The 25,502-nt window shown below is 62.3% G+C and carries 8 protein-coding genes; 5 read left to right on the top strand and 3 right to left on the bottom strand.

Going from position 1 to position 25,502, the window contains the following annotated elements; translation table 11 throughout:
* Positions 1 to 28: 28 nt before the first annotated feature.
* Genes C7T36_RS08150 through C7T36_RS30485 form a run of 3 tightly spaced genes read left to right on the top strand, consistent with a single transcriptional unit; the run spans position 29 to position 4,421 of the window.
* On the top strand, positions 29 to 2,602 hold the full coding sequence (locus C7T36_RS08150; RefSeq protein ID WP_052683357.1) for an AMP-binding protein: 2,574 nt from the start codon (positions 29 to 31) through the stop codon (positions 2,600 to 2,602).
* Positions 2,599 to 3,531: a glycosyltransferase gene (locus tag C7T36_RS30490; protein WP_045064603.1), complete on the top strand. Its 933-nt coding sequence runs from the start codon at positions 2,599 to 2,601 to the stop codon at positions 3,529 to 3,531. The genes C7T36_RS08150 and C7T36_RS30490 overlap by 4 nt, the downstream gene beginning before the upstream one ends.
* Positions 3,528 to 4,421, top strand: a complete 894-nt coding sequence (locus tag C7T36_RS30485) for a glycosyltransferase family 2 protein (protein WP_239654621.1) — start codon at positions 3,528 to 3,530, stop codon at positions 4,419 to 4,421. The genes C7T36_RS30490 and C7T36_RS30485 overlap by 4 nt, the downstream gene beginning before the upstream one ends.
* A gap of 1 nt (position 4,422) precedes the next feature.
* On the opposite strand, the gene C7T36_RS08140 is transcribed toward C7T36_RS30485, so the two are convergent.
* Genes C7T36_RS08140 through C7T36_RS08130 form a run of 3 tightly spaced genes read right to left on the bottom strand, consistent with a single transcriptional unit; the run spans position 4,423 to position 7,068 of the window.
* A complete protein-coding gene (locus tag C7T36_RS08140; RefSeq protein ID WP_045066674.1) occupies positions 4,423 to 5,298 on the bottom strand; it encodes an ABC transporter permease in 876 nt (291 codons plus the stop codon).
* Positions 5,295 to 6,110: an ABC transporter permease gene (locus C7T36_RS08135; protein WP_045064601.1), complete on the bottom strand. Its 816-nt coding sequence runs from the start codon at positions 6,108 to 6,110 to the stop codon at positions 5,295 to 5,297. The genes C7T36_RS08140 and C7T36_RS08135 overlap by 4 nt, the downstream gene beginning before the upstream one ends.
* Positions 6,103 to 7,068 carry a daunorubicin resistance protein DrrA family ABC transporter ATP-binding protein gene (locus C7T36_RS08130; RefSeq protein ID WP_045064598.1) on the bottom strand — a complete coding sequence of 322 codons (966 nt, stop codon included), beginning with the start codon at positions 7,066 to 7,068 and terminating at the stop codon, positions 6,103 to 6,105. The genes C7T36_RS08135 and C7T36_RS08130 overlap by 8 nt, the downstream gene beginning before the upstream one ends.
* Positions 7,069 to 7,326: 258 nt before the next feature.
* Between C7T36_RS08130 and C7T36_RS08125 the strand changes: the two genes are divergently transcribed.
* Together C7T36_RS08125 and C7T36_RS08120 are read left to right on the top strand one after the other, a co-directional pair.
* A complete protein-coding gene (locus C7T36_RS08125; protein WP_045064595.1) occupies positions 7,327 to 24,594 on the top strand; it encodes a non-ribosomal peptide synthetase in 17,268 nt (5,755 codons plus the stop codon).
* Positions 24,591 to 25,502, top strand: coding sequence for a glycosyltransferase family 2 protein (locus C7T36_RS08120; protein ID WP_045064592.1), 912 nt, complete (start codon positions 24,591 to 24,593; stop codon positions 25,500 to 25,502). The genes C7T36_RS08125 and C7T36_RS08120 overlap by 4 nt, the downstream gene beginning before the upstream one ends.

Genomic DNA, 25,502 nt, shown 5'->3' with positions numbered 1-25,502 from the left:
GAAAATTTCAGTAGGTTAGCCTTGCCTGGTGCATGCCGAGACGATGACTGCCAGATGGAACGCCGTCTGCGGCGATACCCCCGAGGCGGTTGCTGTGCGTACCCGTGATCGTGAGTTCACGTTTGCGCAGGCGCACGCGCTCTCGACAGCATGGGCACGCGCGTTGGTCGATTGTGAACCGGACACATCGCGTGCGATAGCGCTCGAGCCCGGCGCCGGCGCGGAATCTGTTGTCGCTGCGCTAGCGGTCATCGCTTCCGGACACCCGCTGATCATGCTCGATCCTCTACTGCCCGAGCAACGACGCACACATATCCTCTCGCTGACCGGCGCACTGCGCGTTGACGTGCCGATGCTGACCGAACTCCCGCAGGCTTCGCACGTCACACTGCCCGAGCCGAATGCGCAGGACACAGCGATTATCGTGTTCACGTCCGGTTCGACGGGGCAGCCGAAGGGCGTTCTGCACAGTCACGAGAATTGGATAAACCAGGCCTTCGAAGCGAAGGAAGCACTCGAGATCGGACCGGGTGATCGCGTCGGAATGCTGTTGCCGATGAGTTTCGGTGCCGGACTGGACGTGATCGTGATGTCGCTACTCAACGGCGCCGGCCTGTACTACTGGGATCCACGCACCGAGTCGACAACCGGGCTGGCCGAGTGGTTGTCCGAGTGCGGCGTCAGCACCGCACATTGCACTCCGTCATTCCTGAGATCCTGGCTACCGGAGCTCACCTCCGGAGACACTCCGGCGCTTTCCTCGCTACGCGTTCTGACAACGTGCGGCGAGTCGATTCACAGCTCTGACGTGTCAGCTCTGCGGCCACACTTACGACCGGATGCGTTGTACTGCAGCTGGTCCGGATCTTCCGAGACCGGGCACCTCGCGTTCAATCCGTACCCGAGTGATCGAGAGCTTCCAGGCGGTGTGGTCCCGGTCGGCCGTCCTGCGGCCAACAAGGACGTTCTGATTCTCGATGCGGATCAGAACCCCGTCGAGGTCGGGTGTATTGGCGAAATTTACGTTGTATCAAGGTATTTGGCTAACGGATACTACGGCGAAGACCAGTCTGGGGTGTCGAAATTTGCGGTGCAGGCCGACGGTTCGACGCGCTACCGGATGGGAGATCTCGGACGCTTCGACGAACACGGTGATCTGCATCTGTCCGGTCGCAGCGACGACGCGGTGAAGATCCGTGGCTACCTCGTCGAACCTGCCGAAGTGGAAGCGGCGTTGCGCTCCCTCGAATGGGTGTCCGACGCGGTCGTTGTCGCAGACAAGACTGTGCCACAACCGATTCTGATCGGCTACGTGGCAGTCGGTGGATCGGAGTGGACGCCGTCTGCCGCCGAGGTGCGCAGCGCGCTTGGGCAGCGAATCCCGACGTGGATGGTGCCACGCGATATCGTGATTCTGGCGGCGTTGCCTCGCAACGAACGGGGAAAGGTGGATCGCGCCGGCCTTCCTCCCGTTCCGGTGCGCGGCGAACCGGTCCCGTTGCGCGGCCCCACCGAGACGCTCCTCTCGTTCATCTGGCAACCGATTCTCGGCATCGAAGCGGTTGGACGAGACGAGGATTTCACGGCGCTCGGTGGTGATTCGCTTGCTGCGGCAAAGATGCTCGGGGAAGTGGCTGAACAGTTCTACATTCAGATCTCGTCGGCTGAGTTCTCGCAGGCGCCGACCATCGAGGGTTTGGCAAAACTGGTCGATTCCGCAGGCCGTCGCCGTTCGCCGGTTTCGGATTCCTCGTTGGTGCCGCTGCGAACCGACGGCAGCGAGCCGGCGCTCTTCCTTGTTGCCGGTGGTGGAGCACCCGCTGCGGTCTTTTCTCACCTTGTGCGGGAAATGCGCAGTGGCGTACAGGTATACGGAATCCAATCTCACGGACTCGAGCACCGTGGTCGCGCGGATCGGACGATTGCTGCCGCTGCCGCCCGAGCCCTGCGTTCGATTCGGACGGTTCAACCACACGGTCCGTATCGGCTGGGGGGATACTCATTCGGTGGATTTGTCGCTCTCGAAATTGCGTCGTTACTCGAGCGCGCGGGCGAGCACGTCGAAATAGTTGTGCTGCTGGATGCGGTGCTCGACGGCGACGTGGCAGCGAAGGTGGGAGCACTCGGTAGCGCGCGCCTGCCGATCAGCAAGAGAGCGAAGTCCCGCACTGCGGCCGAACTGCCGCAGCGTGAGACACCGCAGGAGTACGTGCCGCAGAACGTGTTTGCTCGACTGTGGAGCAAGGTGTTGATGAATTCGTTGGTCGCGACTGCAGGCTTGTTCCGACTGCGAGCGTCGGCGCAATGGATCGTCTACTACGAGCTGAGCCGGCGCATGCTGGCGAAATACGAGCCGAGTCGGCACGTGGGCCGCGTTCAGGTGATCACCGCATCCGAACCGGGTGACATCGGGGACAGAGACGTGGCCGCCGAGTCGAAGCTATGGGCAGTCCTCGCGCCGGACGACCTGCACATCGAGAGTGTTCCCGGTGATCATCAGTCAATTCTGCGGCAGCCGTTTGTCATTCGCACGGCGGCAGTGGTGGACGCAGCTGTGTCCGGCCGGCAAGGCGCGAGCAATCTGGGGAACGAGAGGTCATGACAACAGCGGCTGTGGTCAGCAGTTTCAATCCGGCGGAAGGTTTGCTCGATACGTGCAGGGCTGTGCGTGAGCAAGTCGATGTTGTTGTCGTCGTGGACGACGGGTCCACAAAGGACGTGTCCGGTGTTCTCGGGCAGTGCCGCGCAGCGGGCTACGAAGTGATCGAGTTGGGCACCAATCGTGGGATTGCGCACGCCCTCAATCGTGGCATCGAGCGGGCTTTGGCCGGTGGCGCCGACCACGTGTTGACGCTGGATCAGGACACCGTTCTTTCGGACGGATATCTGCGTCGCATGTCCGAGCATCTCGAGTTGGCTCGGTCTCTCGGTCTGGATCGAACGATACTGGCTACCAGCACGATCAACGGCGAGGTGGCTCCGTTCTGGCATGCGGAACGGGGACTGACGCTGGCCTTCGAGCCCATCCAGTCCGGCATGCTGTTGCCCCGGGAAGTGCTCGAGCACGTCGGACTGTTCGAAGAAGAACTGTTCATCGATTGTGTCGAGACCGAGTTCTATTTACGGGCGCGCGCCAAGGGCGTCCATTCCTTGATCACGCCGGGCACCGACATCGAGCACGGCTTCGGGTCGCCGACCACCTGGGTTCCACCACGACCACTGCGCTTGGTGCTCGGTTCGGGACGTGGTGGGTTTACGTTCACGGAGGATGCGCCTTTCCGGCACTACTACATCGCGCGAAACCGCGCGATCATGTACGCGCGGTACTGGCGAACGGAACCGCTGTGGTGCATGGTTTCTGTGGCCAAGGACGTTCTCAGCCGTGGACGGGCAATGCTGTTCGGTACCGAGAGAATGGCCCGTACGTATCTGACTGTGCGCGGATTCTGGGGCGCCGCTCGCGGTGAACGAGGAAAGGTCCCCGGCGCTGTGTTGCGCCGTGCGGCAGTTCTGTCGAGATCTCGCTCGTGAGTGCACCGAAGAAACCCGAGTCGGTGGCCGTGATCATTCCGGTCCACAACGGACGCGCGATGATCGACGTTCAACTCGATGCGTTGGCGGCACAGGATTACTCGGGTTCCTTCGAGGTGATCGTTGCCGACAACGGTTCCACCGACGGGCTTGCCGAGTATCTCACCGGGCATCCGAGAACCGAGGAGTTGGCACTGCGGCGGGTTGACGCCTCGGATCGCCCTGGCGCCGCGCATGCCCGCAATGTCGGCGCGCGTAGCACCTCTGCACAGTTTCTGGCGTTCTGCGACGGCGACGACGGGGTGCATTCGAACTGGCTGTCGGAGTTGGTCAGGGTGGCGGCCGAACATGACGCGGTAACCGGCACTGCCGAGATCGAGTCCATCAACAGCGAATTGGTGCAGTCCTGGCGGCAGATGCCGGATCGTCACGAGGGTTATTCGTTGTACCGATTCCTGCCGGTTGGCCTCAGCGGAAGCTTCGGGATCTGGCGAGAAGCCTTCGAACAGGTCGGCGGCTGGGATGAGACCTTCACCAGAGGTGGCGAAGACAGCGACATGTGTCTGCGGATCCAGTTGGCGGGCATGTCCTTCGGTCATTCCCCCGACGCGCAGATTGCCTATCGGCAGCGCGACACGTTGGCCGGGATCTGGCAGCAATCGGTGATGTGTGGTGAGGGCGATGTTCGGTTGTACGCCGAGTACCGCGGGTACGGGATGCCCAGGCGCAGTCAGCTCGCGCTGGCAGACACCGTTGCCTATCTGATCCTGCGTAACCCGCTACTGCCACAGTTTATCTCGCGGGTACCCACCGGCCGTTGGCTCTTCCATGCCGGGAATCTGTGGGGGCGGATTGTCGGAAGTGTGCGCCACCGCGTGTACTACCTCTGAACTACTTGCGGGACGCTTTGCGGTAACCGATGACGGCAGGACGCAGAAACACCGCGAGGATACCGACGGACCACGCACAGGTCAGGAACATCGGGCGGGCGATCTCGCCGTTCAGCGCGAGGCCACGGATGGCATCGACTGCGCAGCTGAGTGGTTGGTACTCCACGACGGGCTGGAGCCACGTCGGGTAGGCGTCTACCGGAACGAATCCCGAGTTGAAGAACATCAGCAGATTGGTCGTGATCGCGATCCATTCGGTGATGGTCGACTTGTTCGTCAGCAGCGTAATCGCGGTGACCATGATCGAGAACGAGATACCGAAGAGCACCGCGACGCCCAGCATTCCGAGCAGACCGAGTATCCCGGTCTCGATGCGGAAGCCGATGAACGTTCCGACGACGAAGATCAGCACCGTAGTGACGAGGATCCGCACGACCTCGGCGCACAGACGCCCGAGCAGTGCCGACGACCGATGCACCGGCATCGTCCAGAACTTGTGGAGCATTCCGCCTGCCAGCTCGCGGCGCAGGCCGATTCCGCTGACGGAGGCGCCGGCCATGGCTCCCACCAACGCAACCATCGGGACCATTCCGTACGAGCTGCTCACTCCGGTTCGTTCGGAGATCGATTCGCCCAGTACGAGTCGGAACATCAACACCATGAGCGCGGGATACAACAGCGACTGCGCCAAGGTGACCGGATCGCGTGACCACTTGATCAGGATCCGCTTGCACTGTTGTCCGCTCTGGACCGACAACGCGCGCAGTGAGGTCTCGTGATGGGCTTGATCACGCGGGCGAAAACCGAAGGGCGTCGCCGCGGTGTTCGACGGCGGTGCCGGTGGGATGGAAGCTTCCGTCGCTGTGGAATCGGTCATGATCGCCGTGCCCCTGCCCATAGTGCCAACGGAACGAATACGGCAGCCAACCCCGCTGCCCACAGCAACGCGGGCGCCAGAGTCGGCCAGGTGAGTGTTCCGGTTGCCATGTCACGCATGGCAGCAGAGAAGTGCGAGATCGGCTGGTTGCGAGCGAATGGTCGGGCCCATTCGGGAAAACCGGATTCGGGAACAAAGCCGGTGGACAGCATTCCGAGGATCATCTGTGGCAGAACCAACGCCTGCCCTGATGCCTCCGGACTTTTCGAGAGCAATCCGATGGCGTCGGCGCCGAGCGAGAGAACGAGGCTGAACACCAAGGCAAACGCGCAGAAGTACAGGATATTTGCGCTTGGACCGACAAATCGGAAGCCGAGTACGTAGCCGTAGACGATCGAGGCGAACAGCGAGACTGCCGAGCGCACCAGAGCGACGCTCATTCGTGCAGCCAGGGGGGTAAGAGGTCCGACCGGCATGGTCTGCAGTCGCTTACTCATACCTCGAACTGAGTCCATCGCCGAGCGTTGTGCCGCTGAGAGCGCGGTGAACGTCATTGCCTGCAGAACAATGATCGGCATGAGGAACTGTGCGTAGTCGAGACCGCGGTCCTCCATCACGATCCGCAGGGGCAGGTAGAAACCCAGTGCGAACACCAAAGGCGCGACGACAGCCGAGACGAATTCGCCTTCCGCCACCATCGATCGCAGTGATCGCTCGGTCAGGGTGAGCCATTGGGGGAGAAGCGCCGGCCGGATGGGTGTGCGGGCGGCGAATTCGGTTTCGGGAACTCGCAGTTCGGATCGGTCAACCACGGCTGCTGTTTTCGTGATCGGTGAGCGTCATGAACACATCGTCGAGTGACGGCTTTCGCAATCCGATGTCGGCGAGTCGTATACCGGCGTGGCGAGTGCGAGCGATGACTTCGGCCATCAAGTCGACTCCGGACTCGGCAGGAATGGACAGCGTGCCGGCAGCCGTCGACGGATCGAACTCGTAAGACGGGGGAAGTAGATCGCCCAGCAGTTCGATGATGGCGGGTATCGCGCCCGGATCGACCGGCACGATTTCGCAATAGCGATCACCGATCTCGGCTTTGAGGCTGTCCGAGGTGCCTTCGGCGATGACGCGTCCCTTGTCGATCACGATGATGTTGTCGCTGAGAACGTCGGCTTCTTCGAGATATTGGGTGGTGAGGAGAGTGGTGATCCCAAGATCTTTGAGTGAGCCGATGAGCGACCACAGACCTTGTCGGCTGCGCGGATCGAGGCCTGTGGTGGGCTCGTCGAGAAAGACCACCAAGGGTTCTACGACAAGTCCGCAGGCGATGTCGAGTCGTCGGCGCATGCCACCCGAGTAGCCGTCGACCGTGCGCACACCGGCTTCGGTCAGTTCGAATCGCTCGAGTAGATCGTCCGCACGTAGCTTTGCGGTGCGGCGACCGAGCCCCATCATCCTGCCGAAGAACATCAGGTTCTCGCGGCCGGTGAGAGTGGGGTCGATGGCTGCGTATTGGCCGGTCATCATGATCAGCCCCCGCACCTGAGCGGCATCTGCCACGACGTCGAAGCCGGCGACAGTGGCGCGTCCGGAATCCGGGGTGAGCAGTGTGGACAGGACGTCAACGGTTGTGGTCTTGCCTGCGCCGTTGGGGCCCAATATCCCGAGGATGCTGCCTCGTTCGACTTCGAAGGAGATTCCACGGAGTGCTTCGACGTCGCCGAATGACTTGGTGATGCCCTCGACGACGACGGCTTTGGGCTCTTCGGGCATTTGCTCTCCATGCGCTGTCGGTGGATCGAACCGACCTAGCACTTTGTCGATATCGGGTAAGTCCGGTGGCGTGCCGGCTCGCCGTGAACGAGCGTACAGACCAGGTTTCGCGCGGGATCCATCGAGTTGAGAGGATGTCACCTGATCTGTGCCGATCGCCACCGGGTCGATTCGCGAACGAAGCTATAGGTTAGCCTAAGCTTTTCTGCTTGCGTGTACAGCGTGGTTCGTGGATGTGTGAATTGGGGATGACGAGCGATGTCGGTAGTTGTTGGTGGCGCTCGGGATTTCTCGAATCTGCCGGCCGGGGCGTTCGAGCTGTCCGCAGCGCAGAAGAGTATCTGGTTCGCACAACATGCGGCCGGCTCCGTTCCGATCACGATTGCTCAGTACGTCGCGATCGACGGGGATCTCGACGCTGATCTGCTCACCGAGGCAGCCAGACACACCGCCCGTGAACTCGGAACGGCGATGATTCGTTTTGTCGCGGCTGAGCCGGTGCCGTATCAAGTCGTCGACGACACTCAGCGTGACGAACTGATCAGACTCGACTTGCGTTCCGAATTCGATCCGGAGGCCGCCGCTCAGGAGTGGATGCAGGACGAGTACAGCACGCCCATCGACATCGTTCGGGATCGATCGATCGAGGTGGCGCTGATTCGTGTCGCCGATCGCAGGCACTTCCTGTACGCCCGCATCCATCACATCGCGCTCGACGGTTTCGGCGCGAAGACACTTGTCGACAGAGTTGCCGAGCGCTACACAGCGGCGGTGGCCGGTCGTGAACCCAGGCCGAGCAAGGCGGTGCCGTTGCCGGAAATCGTCTCCGATGAACAGAAGTACCGACAGTCGAGCAGATTCCAGCTGGACGCGAAGCACTGGGCACAGCGGCTACGCGACCTACCCGATCCGATCAGTCTGGCCGATCGAACCGGGAAGCTCGACACCCACTCGCTGGTGGTCAGCGGAGCATTGCCCGCGCAGACGGCCACCGCGATCGACAGCGCAGCAGTGCGTCTGACGGCCACGTTTTCATCGATAGCCGTCGCATCCACAGCGCTCTACTTCGCAAAGATGACCGGCAGCTCCGATGTAGTACTGAGCTTGCCGGTCTCGTCGCGAGTGAATGCTCTGTTGCGCAACTCGGGCGGGATGGTCTCCAACGTCGTTCCGATCCGATTGTCGGTCACCGCAACAACAACGGTTGCCGATCTGGTGGCGGATGCGTCGTTGGAGCTGACCGGTGCACTCCGTCATCAGCGGTACCGATTCGAAGATATGAGGCGGGACGCAGCCGATCGCGGGGAGATTCAATCCTCCGGCCGGCGTGGGCTTTTCGGACCGGCCGTCAACATCATGATGTTCGGTAACGAACTCACTTTCGGATCGATGACCGGACGATTGCACATTCTGTCGACCGGGCCGGTCGAGGACCTGTCGATCAACGTTTATCCCAGCGTCGCGGACCAGGAATCGCGCGTGGACCTCGAGGCCAACCCATCGTTGTACAGCCGCGCTGAGCTCGCGAATCACCACAGTCGCTTCCTGCAGTTACTGGATCGATTTGTCAACGCGCCCAGTGATCGGCGCGTCGCCGAGATTTCGCTTGTCGGAGAAGACGATCGGCGTGACCTGGTGCCTGCGTACGGTCGACCCGCCCCGGAACCCACTCTGATGCAGAACGTCCTCACGGGCGCCGTCAGCCGTCATCCGGACAGCCCCGCGATAGTTCACGGGGACGAGGTTCTGACCTACCGCGAAGTCGGCGCCCGCGCGAACAAGCTCACCCGGATGTTGCTGGCCCGCGGTGCCGGACCGGGAAGTTTTGTGCCAGTGGTGCTGCCGAGAGGGCCGCGACTGGTTGTCGCAGAACTGGCAGTGCTCCAGTCCGGAAGCGCATTCGTCCCCATCGATCCGGACCTTCCGGCGGCCAGGATCGAAGCGACGATCGCCGATTGTGGCGCTGCCGTGGTGATCGCGGCCGGTCGGAACTGGCCGTATCACCCGATCACTGTGGATTTCGACGACGAGCTCGCGCGATCCGAATTCGCTTCCACCTCTGCGGCTCCGATCACCGACGCTGAGCGTCCTCGCATTCGGATCAGCGATGTGGCATACCTGATCTACACCTCCGGTTCGACCGGAAAGCCCAAAGGTGTGGCGATCACCCATTCCGGGATCGCGTCGTTCGCGGCCGAGCAACAGCATCGCTACGGTGTGAAACCGCACTCTCGCACATTGCAATTCGCGTCTCCCGGATTCGACGCATCCATCCTCGAGCTGATTCTCGCATTTGGAGCCGGGGCGGCAATGGTGATTGCACCCCCGTATCTGTACGGCGGTGAACAGCTCACCGATTTCCTGCGTGCCGAGCGAATCACGCACGCGTTCTTGACGCCTTCCGCGCTGGCCTCGGTGGAGCCCGAACAACTCCCGGACCTTGCTGTGGTCATTGTCGGTGGTGAAGCGTGTCCGCCGGAACTGGCAGCAAAATGGGCGCGCGGGCGCGCGATGTTCAACGCGTACGGACCGACCGAGTCGACAATCATGGCGACGGTTGCCGGACCGTTGGATCCTGGTGCACCCGTTGATATCGGTTATCCGATCACCGGTACGTCGGTGGTGGTGCTCGACAAGTTCCTGCAGCCGGTTCCTCGGGGCGTCACCGGCGAGCTGTATGTCAGTGGCAGGGGACTCGCCCGTGGTTACCATCGGAGACTATCCCTGACTGCCGCAACTTTTGTGGCAAACCCACTGGCGGCCAACGGTTCCCGGATCTATCGGACCGGAGACCTGGTGCAGTGGACACCCGAGGGTACGTTGCGTTATCTCGGGCGCGCCGACTTCCAGGTGAAAATCCGTGGTTTTCGCATCGAGTTGGGCGAGATCGACGCGGCGCTTACCAGCCACCGCGACGTGGAGTCGGCAATCACGATCACCTACGAAGGTGAGCCGTCCGGTGATTCCGCGTCGCTGGTCTCGTATCTGCTTCCGATCTCCGGTCGGGCGATCGACACTGCCGGTGTCCTCGCACACGTGCAACCGCTCCTGGCGTCGCACATGATTCCCTCGGCGCTCATGGTGATCGATCGGATACCGCTCACCTCCGCCGGCAAGCTCGATCGGACGGCTCTGCCGGCGCCGGTGTGGAACCGGGCCCCGTATGTCGAACCCGCACCTGGTCTCGAAGCATTGGTTGCTGCAACCTATTCCGAGTCAACCGGAGCAGACACCGTCGGAGCGCACGACGAATTTTTTGCGTTGGGTGGAAACTCACTGACAGCTACTCGGGTGGCGAGTGTGCTCGGGCGAGCGCTCGGCACCACAGTGGCTGTGCGATCGATTTTCGAAGCGCCGTCGGTGCGTGCGCTTGCCGACAAGCTCGCCGGTCTCACGCCGGAGGTCGGCCGACCCGCACTACGGCCCATGCCTCGAACCAGCCCGATCGGTGTTTCGCCCGCACAACACCGCATGTGGTTTCTCAATCAATTCGACACCGGTTCGGCTGCATACAACATTCCGGTGGCAGTTCGACTGTCGGGTGAACTCGATCATGTGGCTCTTGCCGGCGCATTCGGCGACGTGGTCGATCGACACGAGGTACTGCGCACGAGCTATCCGGATTCACCGGACGGACCGATTCAGCGCATCGCGCCGATCAGCGACCAGGCGACGGGGCTACCGTTGCGGGAGGTCTCACGGGAAGATCTGGCAGGCGAACTCGAACGCTTCGCGCGTCGAGGGTTTGACGTTTCTTCCGAGATTCCCTTTCGCGCCGCCTTGTTCAAGGTCGGGCCGAGCGAACATGTGCTGATCCTCGTAATCCACCACATCAGTGCCGACGGGTCCTCGACGGCGCCCTTGGCGCGCGATATCGCTCAGGCGTACCTGGCTCGGCTCGAGAACCGAGATCCAGGCTTCGAGCCCTTGCCGGTTCAGTACGCGGATTACACTCTCTGGCATCGAGAATTGATGGGCAGCGAACTCGATCCGCATTCGTTGTCGCGGACACAGACCGAGTACTGGTCACAGCAACTGGGCGGCCTTCCGGTTCGGTTGGATCTGCCAAGCGACCGTGCTCGCCCAGCGCTTGTGTCGACCAGCGGGCAGGCGTTCTCCGGCTCGATCGACGCCGATCTGTTCGCACGGGTCTCGGCGCTGGCAGTACGCTCCGGTGCAACGGCTTTCATGGTCATGCACGCGGCGTTGGCCGTGCTGCTGGCCAGACTCAGTGCCACGTCCGACATCTCGGTGGGCACTCCCGTTGCAGGACGCGGCGATCCGGCTCTCGACGATCTTGTCGGCATGTTCGTCGGCACGGTGGTCTTACGTACCAAGGTGCATGCGCACGAGACGTTCTCGGCACTCCTCGATCAGGTTCGAGACGTAGACCTCGGGGCGTTCGCGAATGCCGACATACCGTTCGAGCGTTTGGTGGAACTACTCAACCCGGAGCGTTCGGCCGCACATCATCCACTTTTCCAAGTTGGATTCTCCTATCAAAATCTCAATTCCGGATCGTTGGTGCTCGACGGTCTCGACGCCGAGATCATCGATCTGCCGCTGGGCATTTCGAAGTTCGACCTGCACTTGACGTTGTCCGAGAAGACCAGCCCGACTGCGCCGACCGAGGTGCACATGCAGTGGGACTATGCCGACGCACTCTTCGACGAAGAAACTGTCGCCCGGTTCGCTCACAAGTTCGTGCACATCCTGGAAGCCGTAGTCGCGCAGTCGGATCGGGTGATCGGCGATATCGATCTGACCACCGATCGATCGACAACCGTGATCGGTGCGCTCAACAACACGCGCCATGCTCTGCCGCCCACGACCCTTGCCGACCTGCTGTCCGCTCAGGCAGGCGCCACCCCCGACGCGATTGCTCTTGTCACGGACACGATGTCGATGTCCTACGGCGAGTTCGCTTGCCAGGTCGGAGATCTGGCCAGGACGCTGATCTCGAAGGGGATCGGAACCGAGGATCGTGTTGCCGTCGCCATCGAGCGTTCGCCGGCCATGATGGTGGCACTCTGCGCGGTACTGCAAGCGGGTGCCGCGTACGTACCCGTCGACCCGAGTGCTCCCACCGAACGGATTGCGCGGATTCTGTCCTCCGCGTCGCCCGTCCTGATGCTGACCGTAGAAGCGGTCCGTACCCAGTGTGAGGCTGCGGCCCGAGTCAGCCCGGTTGACGTGTTTGTGGTGGATCGCCAAGGCGTGCCGGCCGAGTTGTCGGGTCCGATCACGGACCGAGACAGGATTCGCCCCCTGCGACCGGACAACGCGGCGTACGTGATCTACACGTCGGGATCGACGGGAATACCGAAGGGCGTCGCGGTTTCGCATTCGGCGGTAGTGAATCAACTGCTCTGGAAGCAGGATCGGTACCCGCTCGGCGGCACAGACACCGTGCTTCAGAAGACGCCGATCACGTTCGACCTGTCGGTGTGGGAACTGTTCTGGCCGTTGATCAGCGGCGCGCGGTTGGCGCTCGCCCGGCCGGACGGACATCGTGATCCGGAGTATGTCGCCACGGCGATGCGTGACTTCGAGGTCACGACAGCACATTTTGTTCCCTCGCTCCTCGACGCGTTTCTCGAATCCGGTGGCGGAGTGGATCAGCCGTCGCTGCGCCGTGTTCTGTGCATCGGTGAAGCGTTGCGTCCGCACACTGTTGTAGAACTTCGACGCAATCTCGACGTCGAGATTCACAACCTCTACGGACCGACCGAGGCAGCGGTGAGCGTCACTGCGTTCGACTGCGACGACGTGCAGGACGCCACCGTCCCGATCGGCACACCGGTGTGGAATACACAGCTGCTGGTGCTGGATTCGCGTCTGAAGCAGGTCCCGCTCGGCGTTCCCGGCGAGTTGTATCTCGGCGGTGCGCAGTTGGCGTCGTGGTACGAGGGTCGGGCGGATCTGACCGCCGAACGATTTGTGGCGGGGCCGTGGTCCGGAGAAGGACGACGGATGTACCGCACCGGTGACCTGGTTCGCCATCGCAAGAACGGCGTGCTGGAGTACCTGGGCCGTAATGATTCCCAGATCAAACTGCGGGGCCAGCGCATCGAACTGGGGGAGATCGAAGCGGCGCTCGGCCGAGATCGGCGTGTGCGTGCGTGCGCGGTCATCGTCCACGAGTGGCGGTCGGCTCCGGAATCGGCGTCCTTGGTGGCGTACATAGTTCCCGCAGAGGGCGTTACCTTCGACGGATCAGCAGTTCTTGCTGATCTCAAGGGCGTGCTGCCCGGCTACATGGTGCCCACTGTTCTCGAGGTTCTCGACTCGATCCCACTGAATGTGAACGGCAAAATCGATCGGCGGACTTTGCCGGAACCGACTCCGGTGCTTCGTGAATACCGCTCGCCGCAAGGGCACGTCGAACAGCAGGTTGCCGACATCATTGAGGAGATCCTCGGGATCGAGAACGTCGGACGAGCCGACAATTTCTTCGAGATCGGTGGAAACTCCCTGGTCGCAACGAGGGTGACACACAAGCTGACGGGAGTGTTCTCCCGGGAGGTTCCGATCCGGGCGCTTTTCGAGGCTCCGACCGTTGCCGAGTTGGCCCATTGGATCGAGAGTGCGCCCCGCAGCTCGGCCGCATTCGGTGTGCCGCCGCTGCCGCCACCGCCGCGTCCGGACATTGTGCCGCTGTCCGTAGCGCAGGAACGTATGTGGTTTCTCGGCCGGCTCGATCCGCAGTCGCCGGTGTACAACCTCCCGGTTGCCCTCGGTCTCGACGGCGATCTTGATCCCTCGGCCTTGGCGACGGCGATGTCGGACATCGTCGACCGGCACGAGGTACTGCGGACCTTCTACCCGGAGTTCGATGGTGTTGCCCGCCAGCATGTTCTCGAGGCGCCGTCGTGGATTTTGCAGCCGGCAGTCGACGTCGAACCGGAGAACGTGGGCGAGCTGATCGCGAAACTGGCCGGTCGGGGCTTCGATCTGACCAGCGAGGTACCGCTCCGTGGGGTCCTGCTCCGGATCGGCGACCATGCGCACGTTCTCGTGCTTGTGGTGCATCATATTTCGGCGGACGGTCTGTCGATGGGCCCCTTGATCCGTGACCTGATGATTGCGTACTCGGCACGGGCCAACGGCAACGCACCGGCGTGGTCGCCACTTCCGTTGCAGTATGCAGATTTTGCACTATGGCAGCGGAGTCTTGTATCCGATACCGCGGGCGCTGCCGGGCGCTTCGACGGACAACTCGAATACTGGCAGTCGGCGTTGGCCGACCTACCAGCGGTGCTTGATCTGCCAACAGATCGGCCCCGCGGTCAGGTGCGCTCTGCCGAGGGCGACACAGTGCGGTTCCAGGTGAGCGGCGACGTGCACCAACTGTTGCGAGGGTTCGCTCGTTCACGCCGCACAACTCTGTTTGCCGTAGTCCACTCTGTCGTCGCGGTTCTGTTGGCACGGTTGTCCGGTCAGGGCGACGTCGCGGTCGGTACGCCCGTTGCCGGACGAACCCATGAGTCGGTGGACAACCTCGTCGGAATGTTTGTCGGCACAGTGGTTCTGCGTACTGCCGTCGATCCGGACCTCTCGTTCGACGATCTCGTGGCGCAGGTGAGTCGCTCGGACATCGAGGCGATGAGTAACAGCGATGTTCCGTTCGAACAGGTTGTGGCCGCACTCGATCCACCGCGCTCGGGTTCATTTCACCCGCTTTTCCAGGTGATGCTGGCTTTTCAGGATGCGGTTCCCACAGAGATCGAATTGGCCGGAGTGAGAGCGCGTCCGATCCCGATCGATCTACCGGTGTCGCGTTTCGATCTGCATCTGACTGTTGCGACGGATCCGGATCCGGAGCAGGCGCTGGACGTCCTGCTGACCTACGCCGTTGATATCTTCGACCGGGCGACGGCAGTGTCCATTGCGCAGCGATTCGCCGGGTTGCTTGCGGCGTTGGTCGCCGATCCCGCCGCCGGGATCGGCGCGGCGGATATTCTCGGGCGCACCGAGCGGGAGCTGATCCTCGACAATTGGGGCAGTGGGCCGAAAACTGATGTCGGAGTGCCCTGCACGTACTCCGAGTTGCTCGCCGAGCGAGCTGCGCCGAGCAGCGACGCCGTGGCGTTGAAGTCGGCGGATGAGGTACTGACCGAAGACGCATTCCGATCTCGGGTGAACAGATTGGCCAGGCTGCTGATCGATCGCGGAATTGGTCCGGAAAAGATAGTGGCACTGGAGCTTCCGCGCGGAATCGAGCTTGTCGTGTCGGTGCACGCCGTGCTGGCCGCTGGCGGAGCCTATCTACCGGTGGATCCCGGCCTGCCTCGCCCGAGGATCGACGCGATGATGTCAGCTGCCGGTGCGACGCTGACGATAACCGAGGCGGTACTGGCCGAATTCGACACTGCGCATTACTCGTCCGATCCGATCGAGGATCGCGACCGCATACGCCCGCTGCTCGGCGGACATCCGGCATACGTGATCTTCACATCTGGTTCCACCGGTGAGCCGAAGGGCGTGATGGTGTCACATGAGAGTCTGGTCAACCGTCTGACGTGGATGAGAGATGATTACTCCCTCGCCCGAGAAGACGTGTTCCTGCTCAAGACACCGGCGACGTTCGACGTGTCGGTGTGGGAGCTGTTACTGCCTGCGGTGATCGGGGCAACGCTGGTGATCGCCTCGCCGGACGGCCACCGCGATCCGCGATATCTGGGGGAGTTGATCGACCGGTCACAGGTGACGGTGGTTCACTTCGTTCCTTCGATGCTGGATGCATTTGTCGGCTCTCATGTCGAGAGCGCACCCATGTTCCGGAGCCTGCGCATCGTATTCACCAGTGGCGAGGCACTGTCACTGACGAGTGCTGCCGCGCTTCACCGTTTGGCGCAGGTCGAGATGCACAACCTGTACGGCCCCACCGAGGCCGCTGTGGACGTCACCGCAGTCGAGGTGCCTCGCTCGGTGGCTCTGGACGGGCCGGAGATCTCGATAGGCTCCCCGGTAAGCGGCACCGCTGTTTACGTCCTGGATTCGCGATTGAATCCCGTCCCTGTCGGCGTGCGTGGAGAGTTGTATCTGGCGGGCGTTCAGTTGGCGCGGGGCTATGTCAGGCGGAGCGATCTGTCAGCCGGTCGCTTCCTCGCGAACCCGTTCGCCCCGGGCACGCGGATGTACCGAACAGGTGACGTGGTCGCGTGGCGTGCTGACGGGACCCTCGAGTATCTGGGGCGCAGTGGCTTCCAGGTGAAGCTGCGAGGTCAGCGACTGGAACTGGGGGACATCGAGGCAGCCTTCGTCGGACTGCCGGGTGTCGCCGGTGCGGTGGCAACGGTCTACGAAAATCCGGCGACTGGTGCCGAAATCGCTACCTACGTGGTGCTTACGGGTGACATCGTTCCCGACACGGCACAACTACTGGCGGATGTGCGGCAGACTTTGCCTGCGTACATGGTGCCCAGCTCGGTCACAGTGCTGCGCGAACTCCCGCTCGGATCTACCGGCAAGCTCGATCGCCGAGCCCTGCCGACTCCGGAACGGCCGATCGACCGAGTGGTTCTTGCACCGCGAAACGCGGCCGAAGCCGAGATCGCCGAGGTGTTCCGCGCGGTGCTGGGCCACGACGAGGTGAGCGTCGACCGGGACTTCTTCGATCTCGGCGGAAACTCGCTGGTGGCCAATCGCATAATCGGTGAGGTCAACGCGCGGATGGGCGCGGACCTCCGATTGCGCGATATTTTCGACAATCCGACAGTGGCCGGGCTGGCAGATGCACTCGCGCAGTTGCCTCGCCGCGTCGAGGAGTCCGCGCGTCTGGGGGAGCTGGCTCGGCCGGAGCGGCTGCCGCTCTCGCCGGCTCAACAGAGAATGTGGGTTCTGAACCGACTCGATCCCTCGTCGGCGGCCTACAACATCGCTGGGGCAGTAACGGTGAACAACGACCTGAACGTCGCGGCACTTGTTGCGGCGGTAGGTGATCTGGTGATCCGGCACGAGGTTCTGCGCACGGTGTATGTCGAGAGCGGCGACGGCGTCGCACAGGTCGTCCAGGAAGCGGACGCACCAGGTACCGACAGTGCGGCAGTCACTTTCGAGGACCTGAGCGATACCGGTTCCGAACAGCGCACCGCGCGGATTCGTGAGTTGATCTCGGGCAGCTTCGATATCACTGCTCGTGGGCCATTGCGGGTGCACTGCCTCCGTGTCGGTGCAGACCGCCACACACTCGTTCTGGTACTGCATCATATTGCCGGAGACGGCGCATCGATACCGATCCTGTTGCGGGAACTGGTGCAGGCGTACGTTGCTCGAGTTTCGGGCGGCAGCCCGCAGTGGGCTCCGCTGGTGCATCAGTATGCCGATTACGTGTTGTGGAATCGTGCGGCGATCGGTGACCCACGCGATCCGCAGTCTGTTGCGGGGCAGCAGCTTGCATACTGGCGAGAAGAGCTTGCCGACGCTCCGGCCCTGCTCGAACTTCCGTGGGACAGGCCACGAACCGATCAGCCCACTCAGCGCGGAGCGCGGGTCAGTTGCCCTCTGACGCCGGCTGTCCGCGAAGGCTTGGCAGATCTCGCCCGAGCGCAGCAGGTTTCGATGTTCATGGTCGTGCACGCCGGTGTGGTGGCCTTGCTGTCCCAACTGGGCGCGGGGTCGGACATCGTTGTGGGGACACCGGTTTCGGGCCGAAACGACCCGCGTTTGGCCGATACGATCGGCATGTTCGTGGGAACGGTGGCGTTGCGTACGGCAGTTGATCCCGTTGCCTCGTTCGGCGAGCTTCTTGCCGTGGTGCGCGCACAAGATCTCGCGGCGCTGGCAAATGCAGACGTCGCGTTCGAGCACGTCGTGGAGGCCGTCGGAGTGTTGCCGACACGAAGCCACCACCCGGTGTTCCAGAGCACGGTCACGGTCGCCGAATCGGCTGCAGACCTGGTGCAGATTGCGACCGGCGATCTCGGCGGCGTCGAGGTGGAACCAATCGACACCGGTTCGGTGCGCTTCGACCTCGAGTGGAGCGCAACGTCAACGCTGGGTGTCTCGGGTGAACCTTCCGGGCTGGATCTGGAATTGGCCTATGCCACAGACCTGTTCGACGAGTCGACGGCTCAGAGCCTGGTAGATCGGCTCGCACGCGTGTTGAACGTGGTTGCGGCCGACGCAACGATTGCCGTGCGTTCGATCGATCTGCGACTTGCCACGGATCAATTTCCGGAGGCCGTGCCGTTCGACGGAACGCGGCTGACGTTGCCCGAGATCCTGGAGGGTGGGGTTTCGCTCGGCGCGACGGCACTGATCGATCCTGACCGCGGCGACCAGTTGTCCTACGTCGAGTTGGACCGAGCGTCGAATATTCTGGCGCGCACATTGATTCGACGCGGTTTCGGTCCGGAATCCGTTGTCGCGATTTGTGTACCCCGCTCGTTCGACTACGTGATTGCGGTGTGGGCAGTAGCAAAGTCCGGGGCCGCGTTCCTTCCCGTCGATCCGAATTACCCGGCCGATCGCATCGTGCACATGCTCGAGGATTCGGGTACGACGCTAGTTATAGGGTCTGACGTGGAACGGGTTCTGCCGGCGAATCTTTCTGCTCGGATCGAGGTGTTGGACCTCGGTGATCTGCGGAGCCGGAGTGAGCCGGATGGTGCCCCGATCGTGGACAGCGACCGACGCTCCCCGATTCGTTTGTCCAACGTCGCATATCTGATCTACACGTCAGGCTCGACCGGCACGCCGAAAGCAGTAGCGGTCACTCACGGTGGCCTGTCCGCATTTGTGGAGGCGCAGAAGCACTACGGAGTCGATGCCCGTTCGCGCACTATGCAATTCGCGTCGACGAGCTTCGATGCCTCGGTACTCGAGTTGCTCTTGGCGTTCGGTGTGGGTGCGGCGATGGTTGTCGTCCCCGACGACGTGTACGGCGGCACAGAGCTGACGCAGCTCCTTCGCGAACAGCACGTCACTCACGCTTTTGTAACCCCGTCTGCGTTGGAGTCGATGGATGCGCAACACCTACCGGAACTGTCGGTGGTCATCGTCGGCGGTGACCAATGCTCCGAGGCTCTGGTTCGGACGTGGGGCGACGGGCGACGGATGTACAACGCGTACGGACCTACCGAATCCACGGTGATGGCAACACAATGCGGTCCGATGGATCCGTCAGTGCCGGTGTCGATCGGCGCTCCCGTAGTGGGTACAACGGCCGTGGTGCGTGGGGACGGGCTTGTGCCGGTTCCACCGGGTATCGAGGGTGAGCTGTATCTGTCGGGCGCTGCGTTGGCCAGGGGTTATCGCGGAAGACCAGGCTTGACGGCGTCGCGCTTCGTCGCGGACCCGGACGGTACTCCGGGTTCTCGCACCTATCGAACAGGCGACCGGGTACGTCTGACGGGTTCGAACGCCGCTACTCGAGAGCTCCGGTATTGCGGGCGCGGCGACGATCAGGTGAAGATCCGGGGTTACCGGATCGAATTGGGTGAGGTGGAGTCGGCCGTAGCGACTTATCCGAATGTCGCTGCTGCGGTGGCGATCGCCTACCGTGGTCCGCAATCGTCCGAGCCGGTGCTGGTGGCGTATGTGCTCGCTCACCGAGGTGTCGAGATTGAACGTGCAGGATTGCGCGCACACCTCGCGGCACATCTGCCGACGTACATGCGTCCGGCATCGATTACGTTCATCGATTCGCTGCCTGTGACGCCGGCCGGAAAACTGGATCGAAAAGCCCTGCCTGAACCTGTTTTCGAGCAACGTGTGTACGTGGCGCCGCGAACCGATGACGAAGTGGCACTGGCCGGCATCTTCGAAACAGTGACCGGTTCGGCAACTGTGGGTATTCATGACGGATTCTTCGAGATCGGCGGCAATTCCTTGCTTGCCACTCGATTGGTAGCCCGTGCAAACGAGGCATTCGACGCAGGGTTGAGTGTGCGTGATCTTTTCGACGCACCCACAGTGGCGGAGTTGGCACCACGAATCACTCGAGGTGCTTCGACGCGTCCACCGCTGCGCGCGCTTGCACGTCCCGAACGCGTCCCGTTGTCGCTTGCGCAGCAGAGGATGTGGTTCCTCAATCGTTTCGATCCGACGTCGGCTACGGAGAACATTCCGATTGTGCTGCGTGTGACGGGTGACCTTGACGTGGTAGCGCTCGGGTCGGCGATCACAGATGTCGTGACACGGCACGAGGTGCTGCGGACGGTGTACCCGGATTCAGTGGCCGGTCCGTATCAGGACGTGCTGCCGCCGTCATCGCTCGACGCGGAGTTGCAAGCCGAGTGGACTCCGGAAACTTCTCTGCACGAGCGTATTCTGGCGTCGGCGAGAACACCCTTCGACGTCACCGCGAGGGTTCCGATCCATGTCGACCTGCTCCGGGTGGGTGGCCGAGATGCGGATGCGGTTCCTGTCCACGTACTGGTGCTGGTGGTTCACCACATCAGTGCCGACGGCTATTCGATGGCGCAGCTGGCGGCAGACACGATGACTGCGTACGCGGCTCGCATCAGCGGCTTCGCACCTACGTGGGCGCCACTCGAGATCCAGTACGCCGACTTCGCGATCTGGCAGCGAACGGTGCTCGGTGACGAGAAGGAATCGGGTTCGGTTGCTGCGCAACAACTCGGCTACTGGCGCGGGCAACTGAGCGGTGCCCCAGAAGTGCTCGATCTTCCCTGTGATCGTCCTCGGCCTGCACGGCAGTCGTTTGTGGGTGCCAGATATCAGTTCGAGGTGAACGCAGAACTGCACACTTCACTGCGCGATCTTGCCGCTGCTCGAGGCGTTACGGTATTCATGCTCATGCACACCGCTTTGGCGGTGCTCCTCGGGCGACTTGCCGGCACCGATGACGTCACGATCGGAACTCCCGTCGCCGGCCGCGGCGAGCAGGCTCTTGATCCGGTGGTCGGTATGTTCGTCAATACCCTTGCGCTGCGGACGGTTTTGCCGCCGTCAACGAGTTTTTCCGATGCGGTCGACATGGTGCGAGAAGTGGATCTCGGTGCATTTGCCAACGCGGATATCCCCTTCGAACGGCTGGTGGAGGTACTGGAGCCGACAAGGACACAGGCTCATCATCCCCTGTTCCAGGTCGCACTCTCGTTCCAGAACCTTGGCGATATGACCTTTGCCTTGCCGGGACTGGAGGTGTCCGTCGTCGATCCGGATATCGAACTGGCGGAATTCGATCTCCATCTGACCCTGGTTCCCGGCGCAGACGGCGAATCGGGACCCATGGCGGCGCAAATTGTCTACGCCACCGACCTTTTCGATTCCGGTACCATCGCCGACTTTGCCGATCGCTACCTCCGGATCATCGATTCCGCAATCGATTCTGTGGACCTCCCTTGTGGAGATATCCCGCTGCTGTCGAGTGCGGATCATCGCCGCATCGACGGGATTGCCAGTGGTGGAACCGGGTTGGTGCACGGAGCTGTGACACTTGCTTCCGAGTTTCACGCACAGGTCAGGATCAGTCCGGACGCACCCGCGATCACCTCTGGCGATGAGACGCTGAGTTACGCGCAGATGCAGCAGCGGGTGTGCGCGCTGGCGCGGTATCTCGTCGAGCTCGGAGTTGGGCCGGAAACTCAGGTGGCAGTTGCTGTTCGGCGTTCGATCGACCAGGTGATCGCGATGTACGCGGTGGTCGAGGCGGGCGGCTCCTACGTGCCGGTGGAACTCACGCAGCCCACAGAGCGAATTGCGCTCGTGTTGAACACGGCTGCACCCAGCGTGGTGGTGACCGCAGGTGGTGCGGACGGAGTGGGCAGTGGAAGTTGGGTGGAGGTCGACCTTCATACACTCGATCTGAGCGGTCATTCCACAGGTGCGATGACCGATGTCGAGCGCCGCGCGCCGCTGCGTGGTGATCACCCGGCATACGTGATTTTCACGTCCGGATCGACGGGTGTACCCAAGGGCGTCGTGGTACCTCATGCCGCGGTGGTCAATCAGTTGCGCGGGATGCAGCAGGAATACCCGATGGACGCGTCGAGTGCTGTGCTCGTCAAGACGTCGGCAGGCTTCGATCTGTCGATCTGGGAGTACTGGTGGGCGCTGCACGTGGGTGCCAGACTCGTGCTGGCACCGCAGGACTCGCAATTCGAACCCGAGGTGTTGCTGTCGGTCATCGAGAAGGAGTCGATCACCGACGTACATCTTGTTCCTTCGATGTTGCTGATGCTTACCGCAGCGGCCGACACCGGATTCCCCGAATGCGTGCGGAATGTGCTGTGCATCGGTGAGGAATTGCCGGTATCACTTGCAGCGAGGTTCGGCGCTATATCCCCTGCGAGCCTGCATAATCTCTACGGTCCCACCGAGGTAGCGGTCAGCGCCACTCGACATCAGGTGTCCGGCGCCGACACCCGCGCGATACCTATCGGACTGCCCGAACCGGGTGTGTCTGCGTACGTTCTGGATTCTCGTCTGCACCACGTTCCGGACGGAGTAGCGGGCGAGCTCTACTTGTCGGGAATTCAGTTGGCACGTGGATACCTGGGTCGTTCGGCGCTTACTGCCGAGCGCTTCGTGGCGGATCCGTTCGGTGCCCCGGGCGGTCGGCTCTACCGCACAGGCGACCTTGTCAGTCGTCGCCGCGACGGCTCGCTGACTTATCTGGGCCGGATCGACCTGCAGCTCAAGCTCCGTGGATTCCGCATCGAGTTGGGAGAGATCGAGTCCGCCCTGGCCGGCTATCCCGGTGTGGGAGAAGCAGTGGTGAGCGTCTACTCGCCGAACGGTGCCGACGCGCGACTCGTCGCCTACGTGAGCGCACCGAGTTCGGATCTGTTCGATCTCGAGGAGCTGGACAAACACCTTCGGTCCCGGCTGCCGGGATACATGGTGCCTTCCGTCGTCGAGGTGCTCGAGCAGTTGCCGCACAATGCAAACGGCAAAATCGACCGCGGCCGTCTGCCCGAGCCTCGAATCCCGCAGCGGGAGTTTGTTGCGCCCACGAATGCAACGGAACGATTGGTTGCCGCCACGGTTGCCGACGTACTCGAACTCGAGAGCGTCAGCATGAATGACAACTTCTTCCAGGTTGGCGGAAACTCTTTGCTGGCAACACGAGTGGTTGCACGGCTGCGAGAGTCCGGTTCGGCAGAGATCGCGGTCCGGTCTGTCTTCGACGCGCAGACCGTCGCCGAACTGGCGGTTCTCGTCGGCGCCGCGGCGAGCAGTGTCGACCGTGGACCCGATTTGGTGAGGCGTCCGGCGGGCGCGGTAATACCCCTGGCGCCTGCGCAGGAGCGGATCTGGGCGGCAAATCGCGCCCAGCAGGGCAGTGATTGGAATGTGCCGATTGCGTTGCGTCTACGGGGCAAGATCGACCACACGGTGCTGGCTGCTGCCGCTACCGATCTCTTGACCCGCCACGAATCGCTCCGCACGATCTATCCGCCGACGCCGGACGGACCCGTTCAGGTTGTCGTGCCGGTGGCCGACGTCCCCCTGGATCTGCAGCCGAAGCAGGTGTCGGAGGCGGAGTTGGCTGCGGTGCTGCACGGGTTCCTCTGGTCCGACTTCGACGTGACCACCGACCTTCCGTTCCGAATGCAAGTGCTGCAGTTGGGAACCGAGGAGTTTGTTCTCGCCATCGTTGTGCACCACATTTCCGCGGACGGGTATTCAATGGGGCCGCTGACGCGTGATGTTCTGATCGCGTATGCCTCACGTAGCGCCGGCCTCGAACCCTCGTGGCAGGAATTGCCGGTTCAATTCGGTGACTACTCGGTCTGGAAGCACAAGATTCTGGGTTCGGCGCTCGATCCGGACAGTGAACTGAATCGACAGGTTCGTCACTGGCAGAACGTTATCGGCCGGGAACCGCGTCCGATGCTTCGACTCGATCATCCGAGGCCGGCGGTGTGGCAGACGGCAGGCGAGACCGTCGAGTTCGACGTCGATTCGCAGTTGCATGCTGATTTGACGGCGTATGCGCACGACCGGGGCGTCAGTCTGTTCATGATTCTCCAAGCCGCGTTTGCCGTTCAACTGAGCGCCATCGCCGAGAATCCCGACGTTCGGGTAGCGACGGCAAACGCCGGTCGTGGCGATCGGCTTCTCGACGACATGGTGGGTAACTTCGCCGAAGACGCACTCATGCGGATACACGTCGAAAAGGGGATCGCGTTCGATGATGTTGTCGAGCAGGTTCGTTCGTCGTTGCTCGACGGTTTGGCTCATCCCGACATCTCGGGCCCGCGGTTGATCGAGGCGCTGGGCTTGCCGGAGTCGGAGTCGATGAATGTGCTCTTCCCTGCGACGCTGATTCTTCAACGTGCCGAAGCCGGAATCGACATCGACGCCCATGGCCTGTCGGTTCGATCCGAGCCCTTCTCGAATTGTGTGGCGAAGCATGAATTGGAATACGCGATCACCGAACACTTCTCGGATAACGTGCCGAGTGGACTGACTGGAGCCCTGGTCTATCCGGTGGCGTTACTGCGTCGCAGTAGTGCCGAACAGATAGTGCGGGACTACATCCGGATAGTGGAGTCGGTACTCTCGGCCGAAGGTCGTACTGTCGAGGAATTGGGGAGACAACTCACATGAGTAGCCATGTGGGGAGAAATTCGGCAAGGTCGGCAGGCTCAGCAGAATCCATCTCGGTGGTGATTGCAGCCTTCCACGCGTTGCCTCTCCTCGACGAGCAGTTGCACGCACTGGCGGGTCAGGACTTCGACGGCCGTTTCGAAGTGGTGATCAGCGACAACGCGGGTGAGTCCGCGCTGCGTACACATGTAGAGGGGCATCCGCTTCGCGATCAACTGGCACTTCGCTGGGTCGATTCCTCGTCGGTGCCGGGAACGTCGTCCGCGCGTAACGTCGGTACGCGGGCGAGCCGGTATCCGTTTGTGGCGTACTGCGATCAGGACGATCGCGTCCATCCGGGGTGGCTCACCGCTATGGCGTCGGCGTCGGCGTCCTTCGATCTTGTTGGTGGCCCACTGGAGAAACACACCCTGAACGACCCGGTTGTGGCACGTTGGCGTGCGTTACCGGAACCTGACGAACTTCAAGTGCTCGGTCGTTTCCTACCGATCACCTTCGGCTGCAACCTCGGCATCTGGCGCGAGGTATTCGACGATATCGGGGGCTGGGACGAGAGCTATCCGGCAGCCGGAAGCGATGTCGAGTTCTGTTGGCGCGCGCAGATAAAGGGCTACACCTTGGGTAACAGCCCCGAAGCGATTGTCGCCTACCGCTTTCGGACGGGTATGCGCGAGTCGTGGCGTCAGGTGGTGAGTTACGCCGAGGAAGAAGCCAGAGTGGCGCGGCAGTACGACGCTCCTGGCCGCGCCTGGTACTGGCCGCTCGTGCATGCCGGTGTCGTGGTGGCATTGCTGCCGGTGTGGCCTTGGGCATGGTCACGTAGTCGTCGGGGCGAATGGGTATGGACCACCGGTAATCTGGTGGGCCGGATCAAAGGCAGTATCAAGTACCGCATCGTCTATCTCTGA

The organism is Rhodococcus sp. AD45-ID (genome assembly GCF_003023755.1).
Lineage (GTDB): Bacteria > Actinomycetota > Actinomycetes > Mycobacteriales > Mycobacteriaceae > Rhodococcus_F > Rhodococcus_F globerula.
Note: the sequence above shows the minus strand (reverse complement) of the source record. Positions and strands in the feature narration are given on the sequence as shown.

Coding starts and splice junctions, on each gene's coding strand:
- C7T36_RS08125 (WP_045064595.1), top strand. CDS start 7,327: ATGTCGGTAGTTGTTGGTGGCGCTCGGGATTTCTCGAATCTGCCGGCC.
- C7T36_RS08120 (WP_045064592.1), top strand. CDS start 24,591: ATGAGTAGCCATGTGGGGAGAAATTCGGCAAGGTCGGCAGGCTCAGCA.
- C7T36_RS30490 (WP_045064603.1), top strand. CDS start 2,599: ATGACAACAGCGGCTGTGGTCAGCAGTTTCAATCCGGCGGAAGGTTTG.
- C7T36_RS08140 (WP_045066674.1), bottom strand. CDS start 5,298: ATGACCGATTCCACAGCGACGGAAGCTTCCATCCCACCGGCACCGCCG.
- C7T36_RS08130 (WP_045064598.1), bottom strand. CDS start 7,068: ATGCCCGAAGAGCCCAAAGCCGTCGTCGTCGAGGGCATCACCAAGTCA.